The organism is Chryseobacterium pennipullorum, assembly GCF_003384725.1.
Taxonomy (GTDB): Bacteria; Bacteroidota; Bacteroidia; order Flavobacteriales; family Weeksellaceae; genus Chryseobacterium; species Chryseobacterium pennipullorum.
Window position 1 is genome coordinate 262,425 of record NZ_QNVV01000002.1, and the last position, 18,338, is coordinate 280,762.

The following is an 18,338-nucleotide window of genomic DNA, read 5'->3' on the forward strand; positions in this document are numbered from 1 at the left end:
ATTTTTGTAAAAACTTTAAATATGTCTTTAAAAGCTGTTCTTTTCGATATGGATGGGGTAATCGTAGACACAGAACCACTGCATAGAAAAGCCTATTTCAAAACGTTTGATGAATTGGAAATTGCAGTTTCCGAAGATCTGTACACTTCTTTAACCGGAGCATCTACCAAAAGAGTTTGTGAAACATTGATCAGTCAGTTTAGTTTAGATCATACACATGAAACTATTTCCGGTATCAAAAGGGCCCATTTCAAAGATTATTTTTATAATGATGATGAGTTTGACTTAATTCCAGGGGTAAGGAATCTCATTGAGCATTACCATGAAAATGGTATTAAACTGATATTGGCATCTTCGGCTACAATGACGACCATCAATATGGTCTTTGAAAAATTCGGTCTTGAAAAATACTTTAAAGGAAAGATCAGTGGTGCTGATCTGAAGGAGTCCAAGCCACATCCTGAAGTTTTCCTACTGGCTGCAGAAATGGCTGGTGAACCTGTAGAAAGCTGCATGGTGATTGAAGATTCCACCAACGGAATTCTGGCGGCCCACAGAGCAGAAATTTTTTGCGCAGCATACAGAAGTCCACATTCAAAAAATCAGGATTATACACTCGCTGACACTGTCATTTCGGATTATGAAGATCTCGAACTGGATAAAATTTCAAAATATTTTTAACTATAAAAAGCTCTCAGATTCTGAGAGCTTTCGTTTTCTATAGGTTTGGCTAAAGCCAATGGAATTATTATTTTTGGTATATGGGCTAAGCCCATTTCTAGTGATAACAATATTATTTGTAACCAAGAAGCTTCAGGATATCTTCTGGTTCCTGTTTTTCACGGAAAATCTCATATTGTAATTCTCCATTTTCATCCTTTTGAATCAGGACGTGTCTTGGCTGAGGCATCAGACAGTGGTGTACGCCTCCATACCCCCCGATGGTTTCCTGATAAGCTCCTGTATGGAAAAATCCGATATACAAAGGCTTCGTATCGCTGAAAACTGGTAAGTAGATTGCATTGGTATGCTGCTCAGAGTTGTAATAATCATCTGAGTCACACGTTAAGCCTCCCAGAAATACTCTTTCATAGCTATCCTCCCAACGGTTTAATGGAAGCATGATAAAGTGTCTTGAAATAGCCCACGTATCAGGAAGCGTCGTCATGAAAGAAGAATCGATCATGTTCCATTTCTCTCTGTCATTCTGACGTTTCTGAGAAATGATCTTATAGAGGTTTGCCCCACTTTCTCCAACGGTAAAGCTTCCGAATTCAGTATAGATGTTAGGCTCTTCCACTCCTTCTTCTTCACAGAATTTTTTGATCTGAGAAACAATTTCTTCTACCATATATTGGTAATCATAATCAAAGTTCAAAGAAGTTTTGATTGGAAAACCACCACCAATGTTCAATGAATCCACTTCGGGAGCAATTTTCTTCAAACGCGCATACACACGGAGACATTTGTACAATTCGTTCCAGTAGTAAGACGTATCTTTTATTCCCGTATTGATGAAGAAGTGAAGCATTTTCAATCTTGCATTCGGGTGCTCAGCGATTTTCTGACTGTAGTAAGGAATGATATCTTTATATCCGATTCCCAATCTTGAGGTATAAAATTCGAACTTAGGTTCTTCCTCTGAAGCAATTCTAATTCCGATATTAAATGTGGAATCTATACTTTCCGTTAGTTTATCCAGCTCACGGTAATTATCCAGAATCGGGGTAATATTTCCAAAACCATTATTGATCATATCTGAAATTTTTGTCAGATAATCATCTGTTTTGAATCCATTACAGATCACCTCAATGTTTTTATCTACCTTCCCTTTCTCATAAAGAGATTTTACAATATCCATATCATACGCCGAAGAGGTTTCAATCGAAATATCATTCTTCAGAGCTTCTTCCAATACGAAATTGAAATGACTGGATTTTGTACAGTAACAGTAGGTATAATTCTTTTTATATTCAATTTTCTCAAAAGCTTCTTTAAACCAGCTTTTAGCTTTTTGAATATTTTGAGAAATTCTCGGCAGATAGCTAATCTTTAGCGGAGTGCCAAATTGCTCAACAACGTCCATCAATGGAACATCGTGAAACAACAAATTGTTCTCAGAAACATTAAACTCCTCTGTAGGGAAATATAATGTCTGATCAATAAGTTCCGAGTACTTTATTTTCATTTCTAAACAAGTGAATTAAGAAATGCAAAATTGCTAAAAAAGTTTGATTTTTAGGTGTTAAAATTATTATAATTTTAAATATTGCCCCAATATGATCTTCCGTTATAATTTACCTCTGATAATCAATAGGTAAACTTTTGAATGTATTCTGCTCTTTTTGTATCAGAGATACCTAATACCTGCCGGATGTAAGCATCTGTAGAACCATACTTTTTATTGATCTCCTCAAAAGCTGCATCAAGGTATCTTTTTTCTACCCAGCTCAATTTTTCCAGGACCTGCAGATCCATCTTGGGGTATAGAAAGTGTAAGCTGTTAGCCAGACGGAGTCTCTTCTGAACGAGATCTTGTCTGTAATTATTGGAAAGAAGGTATTCGTTATAAATTGTTTCTTTATCAAATTTTAATATGGTTAAAATTAAAGCGGTGGTAATTCCTGTTCTATCCTTACCCGCTGTACAGTGATACAAAATGGGATCTTTAGAATCCAGGACCTCAGTGATGATGGCTTTTATGATTGCAGGATTCTCCGTAACATACTCCCGATAGAAATCGATCATCCTTTTATCTGCATCTGAAGCATTTACTTTTCCTTTAAGAACCAGTTTTCTGGCCTGTGCCAGCTGGTCACCTTCATCTTCAAAAGCTGAATATTTTTTGTAAACAATTTCAGCAGGAAGCTGATCCGGCTTCTGCGCGATCTCTTTTGAGTTTCTGAGATCAATGATTTCTTTGATCCCCAATTTTTCAAGATCATCAAATGATCTCTTTTTAAGCTTATGGAGGTGGGCACTTCTATAAAATTTCCCCGCTCTTAAAGTTCTCCCTTCAGTATTCTTAATGTTTCCAACAGTCCGGAAATTAGTTACTTTTTTGATCTGAATAACTTTCTCAGCGTCAGTTTTACCATATTCGGGTGTTATGAAATGCTGCGTTTTACACGAGAAAATGCAGAACAGCGCAATGCTAACAATGGGTATTTTAATGAATGTATGCAAAAGTTAATAAGTTTGGGCTAAAGCCAATGGATTTATTATTTTTATTAACTGGGCTAAAGCCCAGTTCTATTGATAGTATAGCAAACTGTTTCTATCCTCAAAATTTGGTTAATTTCATTACTGAAGGCTATTGGTATAATAACAACTTCCTGAAATTACAAATAATTTTTCCCAATAAAAATCAATAAGTCCCCTTTTTCATAGGTAATAGAAACCTCATCCTCCACTGCAAAATTCCGGGTTCCGATTCTTGAAGTAATGCTTAGATTTCCGTTATTCAAAGGCCAATTCAATCCTTTTGTTGTAATATTTTCAGCTGCTGGAAAAGGATACAGGGAAATCATCTTATCTTTTATTCCCTTCACTATCATTTTTTTAGGAATGAAAAAATATTCAGAAAATTCATCATAAAATTTCATTTTCAATCGATCTTTAAAAGCATAGGCCACTGTTAGATTTCCTAAAAAATGATCCTGTTCACCTCCACTTCCACCCCAAACATCTACATTTTTTCCTCCTTTTTCTATAATGATATCCAAGGCCTTATAAAAATCCGTATGATTCTGATCGGGCGTATGGATAAATTTTTCCTGATAAATATTTTCATCTGATCCCGAATGGGAATCAAAATCACCCGATATAAAATCCAGCTTATCCAAAGGAAAGCCTATTCTTTTGAGATAATGAAAAGCACCATCTGTACAGGCAATCAAATCATAATAATCCGGATTAGGAAAGTTTTGGGGAGCCTCTCCATTGATGAAAAGTAATACCTTATCTCTCATTCGGGTTCCAGTATTCTTCCGGTTCATTGTTTAATTTTGAGATGTACCTTGCCAATACAAAAAGATAATCTGAAAGCCTGTTCAGGTATTTGATTAATTCAGGACGTACTTCTTCAGACTCGTTTAAAAACACCAATGACCGTTCAGCTCTTCTGCAAATGGTTCTGGCAGCATGTAAAAATGTTGCTGGTTTTCCGCCACCGGGAAGGATGAAATACTGAAGTGGTTCCAATTTGTCTTCAAAAGCATCCATCCATTGCTCTAATTCTTCAATTTCAGTTTCTGAAATTATGATCGGAAGACGTGATTTTCCATTAGCCAGCATCAGTTTATCTGCTGGTGTAGCTGCTTCTGAACCTACCGTAAACAAATCAAACTGTATTTTCTTTAGCTGTCTCAACACTTCTTCATCTTCGATATGACTTTTTGCAATCCCTATGAATGAATTCAGCTCATCTATATTTCCATAGCTGTCTACTCTGGCACTGGCTTTAGAAACTCTTGTTCCGCCATAGAGTGCAGTTTGCCCTTTATCTCCTGTTTTTGTATAAATTTTCATAGTACTAAAATACCCTTTTTTGTAGAATGTAAAAAGCAAAATATAGTAATAACTTCCTATTCTGCGTGAAAAAACAATTAGCTGACATTATGAATGAATGTCAGCCAATTGTTTATGTGGGTTTTATATTTTTTGAGATTGCCTCGCCTTTGTTAAGCATAACAATGTCAATTCCTTTATTTATAGATTAAAAAGTATAATTAACATTGAGCTGAAAAATCGTTCCGTTAAACCCAAACTGATTCACCTCCCAAGGGTATTTGAACCTTCCTCCAAGATCTGTCACTATATCTCCTTTGCTATCTATTACATCCGGATAAATATTAAACAAATTATTTACAACTCCGGAAATTTTAAGGTCATTCGTGATTTTATATGTTAAAACGATGTCTGTAACTACCTTACCAGAAAATGTCTGATCTTTGGCAGGATCAGTTGCGTGCTGCCATGTAACAGAACCAAAATAAGTATTATTAAGATTAAAGTTAAACTTTGAAATATCATAAGAAAGACTAAGAATAGTTTTTGTTTTGGGTCTTGCAGAAGTAATTCTGGATTGTTCTTTTCTATCAAAAAAGTTTTCTGAGTAATCATTTTCAGCCAAAATAGGCGGAACGGCAATATTATCTACTATTTTAGTTTCGTTATAATTGAAAGCAGCAATAACTCCCAATCTTCCTTTGCCTATAGCGGAAGTATAATAATTTGCAACGAAATCTACCCCTTGAGTAACTGTATTTACCGCATTGGTGAAAAACTTCAAAGAGGTTATTTTATTATTGTCTAATATTACTTCCACGGGGTTTGTTATATCCGGGCTACCCGGAGCACCGGTTTTGTAACCAATATCTCCTGAGAAAAGTACCCGGTCTTTAATTTTTATTCTATAATAATCTGCTGTAATCGTTAGGTTTTTAAAAGGTTTTACGGCAAATCCCCCAGTAATGTTAAAAGCTTTTTCAGCATTTAATTTGGCTACACCAAGATCAGATCTTACAATTTGAGAGTCATTATTAAAAGTACCCTGATTAGCTACAGTATTTCCTGTAATTTTGGTTTGAACATTGGAATAATAAATCTGGTGTAATGAAGGTGCACGAAATCCCGTAGAAACAGACCCTCGGAACACCAATTTATCATCTAACAACTTATACCTTGCATTTCCTTTCCAGGAAACATTATTTCCAAAATCACTGAAGTTTTCATATCTCACAGTTCCTCCAATCAACAGGTTTTTCGTAACATCCCATTCAGCATTCAGATACGCTCCAATATTCTGACGGTTTTTATTGACTTCATTTTGAGGCTGCAACCCTGGAAATGATTCTGCACCACTTCCTATATAAGACGCTTCCTCACCTGCCTTAGCTTGATAGTTTTCATTACGCCCTTCAACTCCGACTCCTAAAACAACCGCACCAAAATCCCTGTTGATATCTATGTTTCCTATGATATTACTAAACTGATGACCTCCTGCTCTAAAACGGGTTGGTGAATTGGCTCCCAAAGATGTATTAATGGTATTTGCTACAGCATAATCTACGGCATTAGAACCAAAGGTTGCACTCCCATCAAAATTCCACTTTCCAAACATGCCTTTCCACCCGGAGGTTAAATTATAATCGTAAACATCTGTTTTAAATTGCGGTTGAAATCCATTGTAAGGTTGTCCTTGTGGAGTTAATAAACCAAAATCTGAAGCTACCCAATAGGGAGTTCTGTACAAAGCAAAACTGGTCCCACTTCTGTAAGTTGTACCCCCAAAAGTGTAAAATTTGCCTGTTTCACCTGTTGGCAACTCAAAATTGACAAACATATTACCCACTTTTGTTTCCGGCTGCCCTATAATCATTCCCAGACCAGGATTAGCTTGCGTCCAGGCATTATCTACACCAAAAAGGTCATCTTTTGTAACAGTACCTGCACGGTTAGTTTTATTTTGGGAAGAATATCCGAATGTAAGATTCAGACTTCCATTTTTGGCAACTCTGATTCCAGTATTAAAATCTGCTCCGATATTAAAGCCGTCTCCTTCCGAAGTAATCCCTGAAAAAAGATTGACTGTACTTTTTCCAACACTGTTCTTAAGAATAATATTGATTACTCCTGCAATAGCATCAGAACCGTATTGTGCAGATGCGCCATCTCTCAATACCTCTACGTTTTGTAAGGCTGCTGAAGGAATACTTTTAAGATCTGTACCTACTTCACCTTTTCCAGGGGTATCATTTACATAAATTAAAGCACTTTGATTTTTTCTTTTACCATTTACCAAAACCAATGTTCTGGATGGGCCTAATCCTCTTAAATCTGCCGGATCAAAATGAGCCGTTGCATCAGAAACAGTTTGTTGTGATGAATTAAAAGATGGAACAGCATAGGTTAAAGCTTTATCAAAAGTAGTTTGTCCTGTGGATTTTAATTGTACAGCAGAAATATTATCAATAGGAATTGCTGAGGTAATGATGGTCCTGGGCTTAGTTCTACCCGTTGTAACCACAACTTCATCTATTTTATTTTGTTTTATGCTGTCCTGAGCATATCCCATTGCACCAGCTCCGCTTAATACTAATGCATAAATTTTTCTATTAAATAAATTCTCTACCATGTGAATTGATAATTATTCAATAAATCTAGTAAAAAAATTAATATTAAACATAAAAACGAATCATTATATAATAATTCATTTACATATTAACGAAAACTATACCATTTAATAAAAACAACAATTAATTTACAAAACATAAAGTTATTTATTAATAACATGAAAAAAAATAAATCAATAACGTCATGTTTGTATAAAAAAATTAATTCATCCACATCAGAAATAAATATGATTTCATTCTTTCTGATAAGTAGTATTCAACGGGTTGGGATTGCTTCGCCAATGGCTTGCAATGACAGGGTATAAAAACGGCCGGTAAAAACCGGCCAATCCAAATTATTTATTTACCTCTACGTATTGTATGATGGTCTGATTTTTTGGGTTGTAGATGATTGTACTGCTGTTAGGGAATCTTTTCAGTTTATAATACTGAATATCTTTATCCGTCCTGATATCCTCCAAAAAGCTCGTATCAATTGTATTTTCAGGAAGAAATTTTGAAATAAAGCTTATTTTATCAATGATACTTTGACCGTCAATCTGGCGGGCTTTCTTTTCAGATTTACTTTCATTGGAAGTAGGCTGGTTCTCCAGGAACGGAAGCAGTACAGCGATATCAGCCTTATACTTAAAGATGAACCCTTCTGTACCGTTGGGAAATGTAAATTTCTTTCCACGCTCTTCTGAGACTACAGATTTTCCTGCATCAGGAAAAACCTCATTAAACTTTATATCCTGAGAACTGGTTAAAGAATTTATAGATTCACTGACCGTTTTTTTAACAGTTTCCTCTACCGCCTGCTGGGCTTTCTGTTGTACCGTTTCAGTGGTCTTCTGAACAGTCTGGTCTATTTTTTCCTCTATTTTATTACATGACATTAATAAAAGAGCTGCCATAACAGGCATAGTGTACATCTTCATAATTCTATTCTGGTAGGTCAATTTCTGTTTTTTACTAATTCACTTTCTTTCTAACGGAAAAGTAGGTCCGGATATTTTAGCAAAGAAAAAATATTTTTTTAAATATTAAAAATCCTGCTGACAAACTGTTGTCATTATCTGCTCTTACCTTTGTATCAACAACAAACAAAAACCATACTATTATGACAACTACAGCAACAGCAACAAAACAATTCATGACATCTGATCAGTTATTAGAAGATTGGCAAGGGCACAGAAACCTTACCAGAAGAGTAATAGAATCTTTTCCAGAAAAAGAATTATTTGAATTTTCAGTTGGAGGCATGAGACCATTCGCGAAACTGGCAACAGAATTGATCAGCATTGCAGGGCCGGCGCTAAAAGGAATTGTTGAAGGAAATATGGAAGCCTATAGTGAAGAAGCTTTCAATCCCAAAACCAAAGAAGAAATCTTAAATAAATGGGATGAAGAAACGGAAGTGATCAATCAGTATTTTGGGCAGATTACAGAAGAGCGTTTCCAGGAAACCTTCAATCTGTTCGGACAATATGAATTCCCGGTATATCAGAACATCCTTTATTTCATTGATAACGAGATCCACCACCGTGGCCAGGGTTATGTATATCTGAGAGCCTTAAACATCGAACCCCCTTTCTTCTGGGAAAGATTTTAATATAATTATAAAGCGTAAAAAGGCAGAGAATACACGATTTAGATGTATTCATTGTTTGTCTTTTTTCACTTTCAACACCATAAACCATTCATCTATTTTTGCCTCAATAAAGTCAAGTCTAACCTCAACAATATTTGTTGGGGTTTTTATTGATGTCTTTCAGTCATCCTAATCAGCAGCTCATTCAGTCTTGTCCGAAGGCTTTCCGGCTCCAAAACAGTGGCATAATCAGCAAAAGTAATCAGCCAACGGGGAAATCCATCATCAATCCATTCTGTTTCAAAGGTGAGCTCTATTCCCTTGTCGGTTTCCACCTCTTCAACCAATCCATAATATTTTTTGGAATTCACCAGATGAGACATGATCTTTTTGTCTACCAAAAGTTTTGCTCTCACTGGATTTCCATTTGATCTTTTGCGGTAGTCATTCACCTGCCCATACTCCTGTAAAAATGGGTGTTGTGTTTTGGTGATCTGTAAGATTCTGTCTACCCTGAATTGTCTGAAGTCCTTTCTTAAAGTACAAAATGCCATGATATACCAGAAATTGAACTCAAAGAAAATGCCTACCGTTTCAATGGTTCTGCTGGTCACCCTGGAGTCTACGGTCTGATATTCTATATTCAACTGAGTCTTTTCCGCAATGCTTTCAAGAATTATAGGAATTACATTTTTTAGCGAGTCACCGCCATGGTTATGGAAGCTAAAAACATCAATCTGCTTTTCAATATTCTGTATGAGGTTTTTATCCGAATGCCTCAACACAGAACGAACTTTTTCCATAGCAGCCTGATAATGATTCCCCAGACTTTGATGCGAAAACTTCTGCATCAGTTTTTCGGCGGTAATGAAGCTCAAAACTTCTTCTTTTGTAAACATAATGGGCGGAAGCTTATAACCATCCATCAGAGAATATCCATTACCTGCTTCACCTACAATAGGAATTCCGGCATTTTCCAGTGTTTTTACATCACGATAGATCGTTCTGATGCTTACATCAAATTTTTCGGCCAGGTCCTGTGCTCTTACAATGGGCTTAGACTGCAGCTGGGTAAGAATCGCAGTTACCCGGTCCAGTTTTTTAAGGTAGTGATCGTTCATAGTACTCAACAAAATTAAATTTCTTTTGTGAGGTATTGCTTATACACAATAACTTTTAGTTTAATTTTCTTTATAAGTGCTCACCAGCTTATCCAGGTTTAAGCTTCGGGCCGATGCATCAAAAATCTCCCGGTAGGTGCCATCTTTACCGTAAAGTTCATCATGAGTTCCGTTTTCAACCACCCTTCCCTTTTTCATCACATAAATGGTATCGGAATCTAAGATCTGAGACAGGGAATGTGAAATAATAACAACTGTTCTGCCGGCCTTTATTGCATCCAGAGAATTTTTGATCTGTTCAGTTGCAATAGCATCCAGGCTCGCTGTCGGTTCATCCAAAAAGATAATCGGGGGATCTTTCAAAAACAGTCTTGCAATAGCAATTCTCTGCTGCTGACCTCCTGACAACTGGGTAGCATCGTGTTGATATTTATCAGGAAGATCCATAACCTGCTCATGCAGATATGCTTTTTTGGCTGCCTGCTGAATTTCCTCAAAATCAGCATTCATATTTCCGTAACGGATGTTATCTTCAATACTTCCCTGGAAAATATGGTTTCTCTGAAGCACAAGACCGAGATCACTTCTTAAAAAGGTGTTGTCGTATTCATTAAGGTTGACCTCATCCAACAAAACTTCTCCGGAATCCGGCAGATAAAATTTACATAAAAGATTAATGACCGTTGATTTTCCCGCACCACTTAACCCTACCAGAGCCGTTGTTTTTCCGTTTTCAATCTTCATGGAAACATTATGCAATGCTTGTGTCCCGTTGGGATACGTAAAATCAACATTTTTAAGCTCAAATGTACCTTTAATCTTTTTTTCTGTAAAAGATCCGTTGGCTTCTGTTTCATCATCAGCATTTAGGATCTCGAAGTAGCCTTCAGCATAGATCATCGCATCATTCATGTCATCATAGATCCTGTGCAGCTGGCGTATAGGTGCTGAAACATTGTTAAAAAGCATAATATGAAGCATAATTGCACCAATGGTCATCTGCTGGTCGAGAACAAGGTAAACCGTTAAAAGAATAATCAAAACCACTCCAAACTGTTCGATAAAAGTTTTCAGCCCATCATAAATAAAATTGGTTTTTCTGGTGAACATTTGGCTTTCCATCAATTGCATCTGCAAATCATATTGCTTTTTACCCTCAAACTTCTCACGCACAAAACTTTTAATCACCATAATGGAATTGATCAGGTTTAAAAGTCCGGACGTCTTTTTTTCACGCTGATTTCTGAGCTGACGACGGACTCCACCCAATTTTTTTGCTTGCAGAGAACTTATATAAAAGTAGATCGGAACAATAATGGTAGAAACCAATCCCACGTATAGATTCTGCATATACATAATGATCAGGGCAATAATTGCATTGGAAAAAAGCGGAAGGATATCAATGAAAAAATTCTGAACCAATTTTGTCAGGCTTTCAATCCCACGGTCTATTCTGATCTGCAGCTTCCCCGATTCATGATTCTCATCGTTAAAGTAAGCCACCCTATAGGTCAGAATTTTATCAATGGCTGACTGTGCAAGCACGGAACTCACGTTGATCCGGATCTTTTCACCATAAAATTTCTGGCCGAAATTGATAAAAATATTCAGCAGTTCCTTCCCCAGTAAAATAATGGAAATAATGATGAGGATATGTATCCCTTCAGACATCGGATGAGGTAGGTGGGTAAGCTCGGTCACTTCATCTACAGTATACTTCAGAACGATCGGGTTTACCTGCGCCGCCAGAGCTCCCAGAAAAGTAAGAAACAGGGTACCATAAATCATAGGCCTGTAAGGTCTGATAAAGGGGACAAGCTGCTTATAAATTCCGAATAGGGTGACGGTTCTGTTGAAAGGTTTTGCCATAAATGTATAGTAAGAGATGTAGTAAAAATAAGGCTTTTTTGCTAAAATTCATAAGAAAAGCCTGCATTATGCAGGCCCATTCTATTTTATATACGGTCGGTTAGTATCTTGTTTTCAAAACAATTTCTCCCAATTCCAGAAGCTCATCCTGATGCGTGAAGTGAACTCTTCCTTTTTTTGAAAACACATCCCAGGAAATAAGAGAGACAATATCGTCGACCACACCGGGTTCTTTTGAATCATCAACATATTCAAATGTTCTTTCATCAATCATTTTTACCGGCTGTTCAAAATCCTGATGAACAATTAAGAGATCTCCCCTTCCATCAATCGCAGCCTGATAAATTTCCTGCAAGTCTGTAAGAACAGTACCCTGGGCAACAGCTTCTTTCACTTCTTCTATTGCTAATGTACGTTTCTCCTTTTGCTGAGCCTTCACAATTTCATAGGCCTGCTCTACAATATGATGTTCTTCTGCAGAATCATAATTTTTGTTCTGATGACCTATATAGATCTGAGGCATATCAGCAACTTCCAAAAGCTTACTGAAATTATCTGCAGTACTAATCACCACAACATTAAGATTCAGTTTCTTATGAATCTCGACTACGGATTTGTCAACCCTGTTGAAATATTCTTTGATTTGATTGTCTACCTGCTTGGCATCACTTCTCACATCGGAATGCGTGATATAGAAAGGATTCTGCGGAAACGGAAACCCATCTTCCCGGATTTCGCTGACAATAGAGTCATTTAATGCCTCATACAATTTCGTACCGCTCTGGGTCAATACGAGAATAAGATATTCCTGAGCTCTTACTGCCGCCTTAATAATAGGCCTTACTGCAAATTTTTCATCAACTTCAACCACATTTCCTCGTGACTCCCAGGTAGACTTTATGATTTCCTCGGTATCCGCAGACAAGAAAAGATGTAAACTTTCAAGATTGTGCTGATGATCTATTTTGCCGGCAATATTTTCCAGTTTTTCCAGTACTGCGGCTGCAGGTCTTTTGCCATATTCATCAATCACACGATTTTCTGCTTCTTTGATTAGGTTCTTAAGAACAATTTCATCCTGCTGGTTTTCCGGAAATGTTCGATGTGTATTCAGTGAAATACTTACACAAGGTTCATTGGTTTCATGGGCTAGTTTTTGTAATTTTTCCTGTAATGACATAATTTGTATTTTTTGATTGTAGTGAATTCGATGGTAGCTTTTACCCCGATCGCACTAACATATACAAAAACTACACCTTTAAAGTCTGCGATACAGATCTGAATTAAAAAAAATAAAAATTAAACATAGGAATTACAGTCTGTCTTTCCAGCTTAAAAAGTAGTCTAATGTCTTATCCTTCGTACATGTAGGTGGTCAGATAATGCAGTTCGGACCTGCTGGCCTCTTTTGAATCTGCTTCGGCCTGTTCCAGAGAATACTGACTATTAATTTCTTTTCTTTGGAAAACAAACGCGTTGTTGGCATTTTTATCTACAACGTCATTAAAAATATGTTCGATTTCAGAATTGGCTAATGAAGCAAAGCTGATATCTTCAAAACCATACATCAGTCTCAGATCATCAAACTGTTTGAAATTTTCATCAACAAAACCCTGCAGCTGTGCTTTAGAATCAAAGTTACCGGCCCAGATGTTATAGGCATATTTCTTCTTCTTGGGTTTATCAAGAATACTTTGGTATACGAAGTTTTCACCCAGATAGGCCTCTCTTACCTGCGGGTCGTTGGCCAGGTCTTCCGGAAGTCCTTCTTTCAGGATCTTTCCTTCAAACATAATGTATGTTTTATTGGTAATTGCAAGGGTTTGCTGTACGTTGTGGTCGGTGATCAGAATTCCGATATTTTTATCGACGAGGCTTCGTACAATCTTCTGAATATCTTCTACTGCAATTGGGTCTACCCCTGCAAAAGGCTCATCCAACAGGATAAAATTCGGGCTGGTTGCAAGGCAGCGTGCAATCTCAGTTCTACGTCTTTCTCCTCCTGAAAGAAGATCTCCTCTGTTTTTACGGACATGCTGTAAAGAAAACTCTTCAATAAGCTCATCACATTTAATCTGCTGTTCACGTTTTGACAGTTTGGTCAGCTGCAGGACTCCCATTATGTTTTCCTCTACAGAAAGTTTTCTGAAAACAGAAGCCTCCTGAGCCAGATAACCGATTCCCTTTTGGGCTCTACGGTACATTGCATCTGTGGTGATTTCCTGCTTGTCCAGGAAAATCTTTCCTGAAGTGGGCTTAACCAACCCTACGATCATATAAAACGATGTGGTTTTCCCTGCTCCGTTCGGACCCAGTAAACCAACAATTTCTCCCTGTTCAACCTGTACAGAAACGCCTTTTACAACTTTTTTAGGACCGTATTCCTTGATTAAGTTTTCTCCTCGTAAAATCATAGGGCAAATATATCAAAAATATAAATTCACCCGGAATAAAAACTTTTGAAACCCAAAACTGCTACGGATGATACTAAAAGGAGAAAAATTGCAGCAGCAATTGAAAAAACCGGTCAAGATGAAATCTGCTGTGTCATATACTGACACGTATTCCATATTGTAACTTTCAGTCATTTTCATCTACCTATTAAAAAACAGTTCAACACAATTATAAATCATAAGAAATGGAAAATTACGGATACACAAAAACAGAAAATACACAAAACACTCAAAGCAATATCCCTTACCGTTCGGAAAAGAAAATTCCTGCAGCTCTATTAGGCATTCTTGTGGGCTGGCTGGCATTAAACAAGTTCTATTTGGGCTATACCAAAGAAGGTATTATTCAGCTGGTTCTTAACATTGTCACTCTTGGTGCAGCATCTATTATCCCTTTTATTGAAGGTATTCTGTATCTTTTTATGAGCGACAAGCAATTTGATGACACGTATGTATATGGACGAAAGGGATGGTTGTAAAATAATTACCCTTCATTATCTGGCGTTTCCAGATTTATTTCCATAATTTTATAAGTCCAAATCAAGAATTACATAACATGGAAAATAACCAGGAATTAACGGACCTGCTGGCGCTGGATCTAGGCATCAATATTATCAACCGGCGGCCTTATGCCAAGGAAGTATTCAAATGGCAGGATATGGATTTGCTCCCCCATTCTTCCACCGATACGTTACTTTGTGAAATCTTTGAATGGAACGGACGCAACTGGAGGACTACGGGAAACAATCTGATCGGATATTTATTCTCTGACGGAATTTTAAGCACCGTTAAAGATCAGCTCATCAATACACCAAAACATCCGGCTCTGATCCCTGATTTTGAGTTCACCAAAGAAAGCATGATCGAATACGGGCTTTCGCTGCCTTCTCTATTCAATATAGGAGTCAATGGAGATATTAAAAATGCGAAGAACTTTTCAGTACGGGTCAATAATGTGACTAGGTCGAGAATTACAAATATCGATTCTCCCGGAATTGAAATCCTGAAAAATTATTCCCAGTTTACCCAGGCTAAATCTAAAACCTACAGAAAAAACATCAAATTTAATTACCTGAGCACCTCTCTGTTTTATGCAGAAAGTGTGGAAATTTTTCTGGAAAAAGACTCGAACACCGGACTGGATGTCAGCTTTCAGACTCAGGATGTGGAAGTAGATGCTAAACTCAATACCGATACCCAAAAACATTTTGTTCTAAAATATTCAGGAAATCAGGCTCCTCTTGCTGCGAAATTTACAAAAGGAAAAGACTTCAACATCATGTGATATAATTTTGTTATTTTAGTTGAAAACTAATTGATAAAATATTTTACCATGAAAAAATTAACAAAAAGAGATTTAAAGAAAATCAATGGTGGGTATTATACCTATCCTAATGCTAACGGAAACTGTTTTCCAGGATGGATCCTTTGCCCAACCAAAATCTGTCTGTTGGAAGAGCCTGGAAATCCTATCGATGAAAACCATCCGTTCTGTGCCGAAAGGTAATGAAAATAGACTGAATAAAACAGGCTGCCTCTTACTGAGGCAGCCTTTGTTCTTTGATAAGGAATATAACTCCGGATTTAATCAGGACAGGCAAGATGTTCCATCACGCACGGATACCAAATTCCTTTACACCAGGTTCCACAATTTGGATTATCAATAATTACTTCACCACCTCCTTATACCGGCTTGGGATCCCAACCGTTATTTGTTCAGCAGGATCGCTGCTTCCTTCGCAAAATAAGTAAAGATAAGATCTGCTCCGGCTCTTTTGAAGCATGTAAGGCTTTCAATAATGGTTTTATCATTATCCAGCCAGCCGTTCTGCGCTGCGGCTTTTACCATGGCATATTCCCCGCTTACATTATAAACGGCAATAGGAAGATCGATCGCTTCTCGTACTTTGGAAACAATATCCAGATAAGGAAGTCCTGGTTTAATCATAATAATGTCCGCGCCCTCATCAATATCTTTATAGACTTCGTTCAATGCTTCACGCGAGTTGTGGAAATCCATCTGATACGTCTTTTTGTCCTTTGGAATTTCCATATTATCTTTTGGAGCGCTGTCTAATGCACTTCTGAAAGGTCCGTAAAACGAGCTGGCATATTTCGCCGCATAGCTCAGAATTCCTACATCTGTAAAACCACTTTCTTCCAGAGCTTCCCGGATTACCTGTACCCTCCCGTCCATCATGTCACTGGGTGCCACAATGTCAGCTCCTGCTTCTGCATGGGAGACCGACATTCTCGCTAATGCATCATTGGTTGCATCATTTAAGATTTTTCCGTTTTCAATAATCCCGTCATGACCATAGATGGAGTAAGGATCCAGTGCTACATCAGGCATTACCACCATTCCCGGAACCGCATCTTTGATTGCTTTGATCGTCTGCTGCATCAGACCATCTTTGTTCCACGCTTCTTTTCCGGTATTATCTTTCAGGTGTTCAGACACTTTCATGTACAAATTGACAGCTTTTACACCCAGAGAAAATAATTCTTTACATTCTTTGACTGTTAGATCTATACTCCGCCTGAAAATTCCCGGCATCGACGGGATCGGTTCCTGCATGTTTTCGCCCTCCATTACGAAGATAGGCATTACAAAATCATCAGTTGTAAGCACATTCTCTCTTATCAAACCTCTGATAGATTCATTAACTCTAAGTCTTCTATTTCTTGAATGTATCATTTTGGAATACTTTTTGAATAAGTTTCTGCAAATTTACTACAAGTTCTATAAAAAACTATTGTATGAAATTGTAGAATGTTTTATATTTGTTATATATATTCGAGAAAATATAAATTTGATGAAAAAACTTTTACTTTTAATTCTATTTACAGGCACTTTTGTTGGATTTTCCAACAATTTAAAAGCTCAGCTTAGAGAGCCGAATTCCATCACGCAAAAAGCTGACGATGGTGTACTGCTTGCCTATCCAAATCCTGCAAAGGATTTCCTTATCATTAAGGCAAAAGATTCTTCTTTAAGAATCAAAAGTGTGACTTTTTATTCTATTTTGGGTATGCAGGTCGCCAATTATACAGTCAATATGAATTCCGGTGAAATCAATATTGAGAAATTAAAACCCGGAAAGTATATGATCCGTTATATTTTGAGCGACAATACGCAGAAAGTTACTCAAATCGTAAAACAATAAATTAAAATCCTGATAATCATCAGGATTTTTTCTTTTACATTAATTCTGTTTCAATATTTCCGTAACTTTAGGCACTTTTTTATACTAATTGTAAAAAAACAATTTAATGCTAAAAGCAGAACATATTAAAAAGACCTATAATGCCGGAAAAAAGGTCGCATTGGATGATTTCAGCATCCATGTACCGAAAGGAAGCATTTATGGTCTTTTAGGGCCTAACGGAGCCGGCAAGACTTCCTTTATCCGTATCATCAACCAGATTACCCAGGCCGATTCAGGAGATATCTTCATCAATGGAGAAAAACTGAATTCCAATCACATCAAAGATATTGGCTATATGCCCGAAGAGAGAGGCTTGTATAAAAATATGAGCGTAGGTGATCAGATCCTGTATTTTGGAGAGTTAAAAGGGATGAGCAAAAGCGATGCCCTGAACGAAGCCAAAATGTGGTTTGAAAAACTGCATATCGACCAATGGTGGAAGAAAAAGCTTTCTGAGCTGTCGAAAGGAATGGCACAGAAAATTCAGTTTGTAGTAACAGTGCTTCACAGACCTCACCTTCTGATTCTTGATGAGCCTTTTTCCGGTTTTGACCCGGTAAATGCCAATCTGATCAAAGACCAGATCATTGATCTTAAAAATAATGGGACAACGATTATTCTATCTACCCACAGAATGGAAAGTGTAGAAGAAATGTGTGATTATGTAGCACTGATCAACAATTCAAAGAAAATAATTGACGGAAGGGTATTTGACGTAAGGGAAAAGTTTAAAAAAAATATTTTCGGGATTACACTGTCAGAAGTCAGCAGTGATCAATTTGAGAGCTTCAGGAATAAGTACGAAATTTTCAATTTTTCAAATGAAAACAATCTTGTTTCTTTCGATCTGAAAAATGAATCGGGACAGAATGAGATTCTTCTCGATCTGGTACACGTGGGTAAAGTAAGATCATTCGACGAAAGGATCCCGAGCATGAATGAAGTGTTTATTAATGCCGTAAGTAATCATTCTTAAT

The 18,338-nt window shown here is 37.1% G+C and carries 17 protein-coding genes and 1 pseudogene; 7 read left to right on the top strand and 11 right to left on the bottom strand.

Annotation, left to right across the window (positions count from 1 at the left end; all coding sequences use genetic code 11):
* The first annotated feature begins 21 nt into the window (after nucleotides 1-21).
* The gene (locus DRF67_RS03575; protein WP_115926723.1) at nucleotides 22-681 is read left to right on the top strand and encodes an HAD family hydrolase; all 660 of its coding nucleotides are present in this window, start codon (nucleotides 22-24) and stop codon (nucleotides 679-681) included.
* A 112-nt stretch (nucleotides 682-793) separates the two neighbouring features.
* On the opposite strand, the gene DRF67_RS03580 is transcribed toward DRF67_RS03575, so the two are convergent.
* From DRF67_RS03580 to DRF67_RS03605, 6 genes are all read right to left on the bottom strand, one after another.
* The gene (locus tag DRF67_RS03580; RefSeq protein WP_115926725.1) at nucleotides 794-2,188 is read right to left on the bottom strand and encodes a type III PLP-dependent enzyme domain-containing protein; all 1,395 of its coding nucleotides are present in this window, start codon (nucleotides 2,186-2,188) and stop codon (nucleotides 794-796) included.
* 122 nt (nucleotides 2,189-2,310) lie between these two features.
* Nucleotides 2,311-3,186, bottom strand: coding sequence for a tyrosine-protein phosphatase (locus DRF67_RS03585; RefSeq protein WP_115926727.1), 876 nt, complete (start codon nucleotides 3,184-3,186; stop codon nucleotides 2,311-2,313).
* A 155-nt stretch (nucleotides 3,187-3,341) separates the two neighbouring features.
* Nucleotides 3,342-3,971 carry a thiamine diphosphokinase gene (locus DRF67_RS03590; RefSeq protein WP_115927082.1) on the bottom strand — a complete coding sequence of 210 codons (630 nt, stop codon included), beginning with the start codon at nucleotides 3,969-3,971 and terminating at the stop codon, nucleotides 3,342-3,344.
* Nucleotides 3,961-4,530: a cob(I)yrinic acid a,c-diamide adenosyltransferase gene (locus DRF67_RS03595; RefSeq protein ID WP_115926729.1), complete on the bottom strand. Its 570-nt coding sequence runs from the start codon at nucleotides 4,528-4,530 to the stop codon at nucleotides 3,961-3,963. Before DRF67_RS03595 ends, DRF67_RS03590 begins: the two co-directional genes overlap by 11 nt.
* Before the next feature lie 187 nt (nucleotides 4,531-4,717).
* Nucleotides 4,718-7,138, bottom strand: a complete 2,421-nt coding sequence (locus DRF67_RS03600; protein WP_115926731.1) for a TonB-dependent receptor plug domain-containing protein — start codon at nucleotides 7,136-7,138, stop codon at nucleotides 4,718-4,720.
* A gap of 333 nt (nucleotides 7,139-7,471) precedes the next feature.
* Nucleotides 7,472-8,056 (bottom strand): hypothetical protein, encoded by a 585-nt coding sequence (locus DRF67_RS03605; protein ID WP_123912702.1) that lies wholly within the window; start codon nucleotides 8,054-8,056, stop codon nucleotides 7,472-7,474.
* 182 nt (nucleotides 8,057-8,238) lie between these two features.
* Here DRF67_RS03605 and DRF67_RS03610 point away from each other — a divergent pair, with 182 nt between their 5' ends.
* Nucleotides 8,239-8,730, top strand: a complete 492-nt coding sequence (locus DRF67_RS03610) for a DinB family protein (RefSeq protein ID WP_115926736.1) — start codon at nucleotides 8,239-8,241, stop codon at nucleotides 8,728-8,730.
* A 146-nt stretch (nucleotides 8,731-8,876) separates the two neighbouring features.
* On the opposite strand, the gene DRF67_RS03615 is transcribed toward DRF67_RS03610, so the two are convergent.
* The 4 genes and pseudogenes from DRF67_RS03615 to lptB form a co-directional block, all read right to left on the bottom strand.
* Nucleotides 8,877-9,830, bottom strand: a complete 954-nt coding sequence (locus DRF67_RS03615; RefSeq protein WP_115926738.1) for a helix-turn-helix transcriptional regulator — start codon at nucleotides 9,828-9,830, stop codon at nucleotides 8,877-8,879.
* A 60-nt stretch (nucleotides 9,831-9,890) separates the two neighbouring features.
* Nucleotides 9,891-11,618 (bottom strand): ABC transporter ATP-binding protein, encoded by a 1,728-nt coding sequence (locus DRF67_RS03620; protein ID WP_115927084.1) that lies wholly within the window; start codon nucleotides 11,616-11,618, stop codon nucleotides 9,891-9,893.
* Nucleotides 11,619-11,799: 181 nt separating this feature from the next.
* Nucleotides 11,800-12,879, bottom strand: coding sequence for a baeRF3 domain-containing protein (locus DRF67_RS03625; protein ID WP_115926740.1), 1,080 nt, complete (start codon nucleotides 12,877-12,879; stop codon nucleotides 11,800-11,802).
* Between the two features lie 508 nt (nucleotides 12,880-13,387).
* Nucleotides 13,388-14,113, bottom strand: a pseudogene (gene lptB, locus DRF67_RS03630) (LPS export ABC transporter ATP-binding protein); the annotation flags it as partial.
* Between the two features lie 224 nt (nucleotides 14,114-14,337).
* On the opposite strand from lptB, the gene DRF67_RS03635 reads away from it, so the two are divergent.
* From DRF67_RS03635 to DRF67_RS21455, 3 genes are all read left to right on the top strand, one after another.
* On the top strand, nucleotides 14,338-14,631 hold the full coding sequence (locus tag DRF67_RS03635; RefSeq protein WP_185142043.1) for a TM2 domain-containing protein: 294 nt from the start codon (nucleotides 14,338-14,340) through the stop codon (nucleotides 14,629-14,631).
* Nucleotides 14,632-14,708: 77 nt separating this feature from the next.
* Nucleotides 14,709-15,437 carry a hypothetical protein gene (locus tag DRF67_RS03640; protein WP_115926744.1) on the top strand — a complete coding sequence of 243 codons (729 nt, stop codon included), beginning with the start codon at nucleotides 14,709-14,711 and terminating at the stop codon, nucleotides 15,435-15,437.
* A 48-nt stretch (nucleotides 15,438-15,485) separates the two neighbouring features.
* Nucleotides 15,486-15,659, top strand: coding sequence for a hypothetical protein (locus DRF67_RS21455; RefSeq protein ID WP_165851734.1), 174 nt, complete (start codon nucleotides 15,486-15,488; stop codon nucleotides 15,657-15,659).
* Between the two features lie 201 nt (nucleotides 15,660-15,860).
* Here DRF67_RS21455 and hemB read toward each other — a convergent pair whose 3' ends face one another.
* Complete coding sequence (gene hemB, locus DRF67_RS03650) at nucleotides 15,861-16,850, bottom strand: porphobilinogen synthase (RefSeq protein ID WP_115926748.1); 990 nt, start codon at nucleotides 16,848-16,850, stop codon at nucleotides 15,861-15,863.
* Nucleotides 16,851-16,968: 118 nt separating this feature from the next.
* On the opposite strand from hemB, the gene DRF67_RS03655 reads away from it, so the two are divergent.
* Nucleotides 16,969-17,319, top strand: coding sequence for a T9SS type A sorting domain-containing protein (locus DRF67_RS03655; protein WP_115926750.1), 351 nt, complete (start codon nucleotides 16,969-16,971; stop codon nucleotides 17,317-17,319).
* Nucleotides 17,320-17,425: 106 nt separating this feature from the next.
* Nucleotides 17,426-18,337 carry an ABC transporter ATP-binding protein gene (locus DRF67_RS03660; protein WP_115926752.1) on the top strand — a complete coding sequence of 304 codons (912 nt, stop codon included), beginning with the start codon at nucleotides 17,426-17,428 and terminating at the stop codon, nucleotides 18,335-18,337.
* Nucleotide 18,338: the final 1 nt, after the last annotated feature.

Coding starts and splice junctions, on each gene's coding strand:
- DRF67_RS03605 (WP_123912702.1), bottom strand. CDS start 8,056: ATGAAGATGTACACTATGCCTGTTATGGCAGCTCTTTTATTAATGTCA.
- DRF67_RS03615 (WP_115926738.1), bottom strand. CDS start 9,830: ATGAACGATCACTACCTTAAAAAACTGGACCGGGTAACTGCGATTCTT.
- DRF67_RS03640 (WP_115926744.1), top strand. CDS start 14,709: ATGGAAAATAACCAGGAATTAACGGACCTGCTGGCGCTGGATCTAGGC.
- DRF67_RS03575 (WP_115926723.1), top strand. CDS start 22: ATGTCTTTAAAAGCTGTTCTTTTCGATATGGATGGGGTAATCGTAGAC.
- DRF67_RS03580 (WP_115926725.1), bottom strand. CDS start 2,188: ATGAAAATAAAGTACTCGGAACTTATTGATCAGACATTATATTTCCCT.
- DRF67_RS03635 (WP_185142043.1), top strand. CDS start 14,338: ATGGAAAATTACGGATACACAAAAACAGAAAATACACAAAACACTCAA.
- DRF67_RS03625 (WP_115926740.1), bottom strand. CDS start 12,879: ATGTCATTACAGGAAAAATTACAAAAACTAGCCCATGAAACCAATGAA.
- DRF67_RS03590 (WP_115927082.1), bottom strand. CDS start 3,971: ATGAGAGATAAGGTATTACTTTTCATCAATGGAGAGGCTCCCCAAAAC.
- DRF67_RS03595 (WP_115926729.1), bottom strand. CDS start 4,530: ATGAAAATTTATACAAAAACAGGAGATAAAGGGCAAACTGCACTCTAT.
- DRF67_RS03660 (WP_115926752.1), top strand. CDS start 17,426: ATGCTAAAAGCAGAACATATTAAAAAGACCTATAATGCCGGAAAAAAG.
- DRF67_RS03655 (WP_115926750.1), top strand. CDS start 16,969: ATGAAAAAACTTTTACTTTTAATTCTATTTACAGGCACTTTTGTTGGA.
- hemB (WP_115926748.1), bottom strand. CDS start 16,850: ATGATACATTCAAGAAATAGAAGACTTAGAGTTAATGAATCTATCAGA.
- DRF67_RS03600 (WP_115926731.1), bottom strand. CDS start 7,138: ATGGTAGAGAATTTATTTAATAGAAAAATTTATGCATTAGTATTAAGC.
- DRF67_RS03620 (WP_115927084.1), bottom strand. CDS start 11,618: ATGATTTATGGTACCCTGTTTCTTACTTTTCTGGGAGCTCTGGCGGCG.
- DRF67_RS21455 (WP_165851734.1), top strand. CDS start 15,486: ATGAAAAAATTAACAAAAAGAGATTTAAAGAAAATCAATGGTGGGTAT.
- DRF67_RS03610 (WP_115926736.1), top strand. CDS start 8,239: ATGACAACTACAGCAACAGCAACAAAACAATTCATGACATCTGATCAG.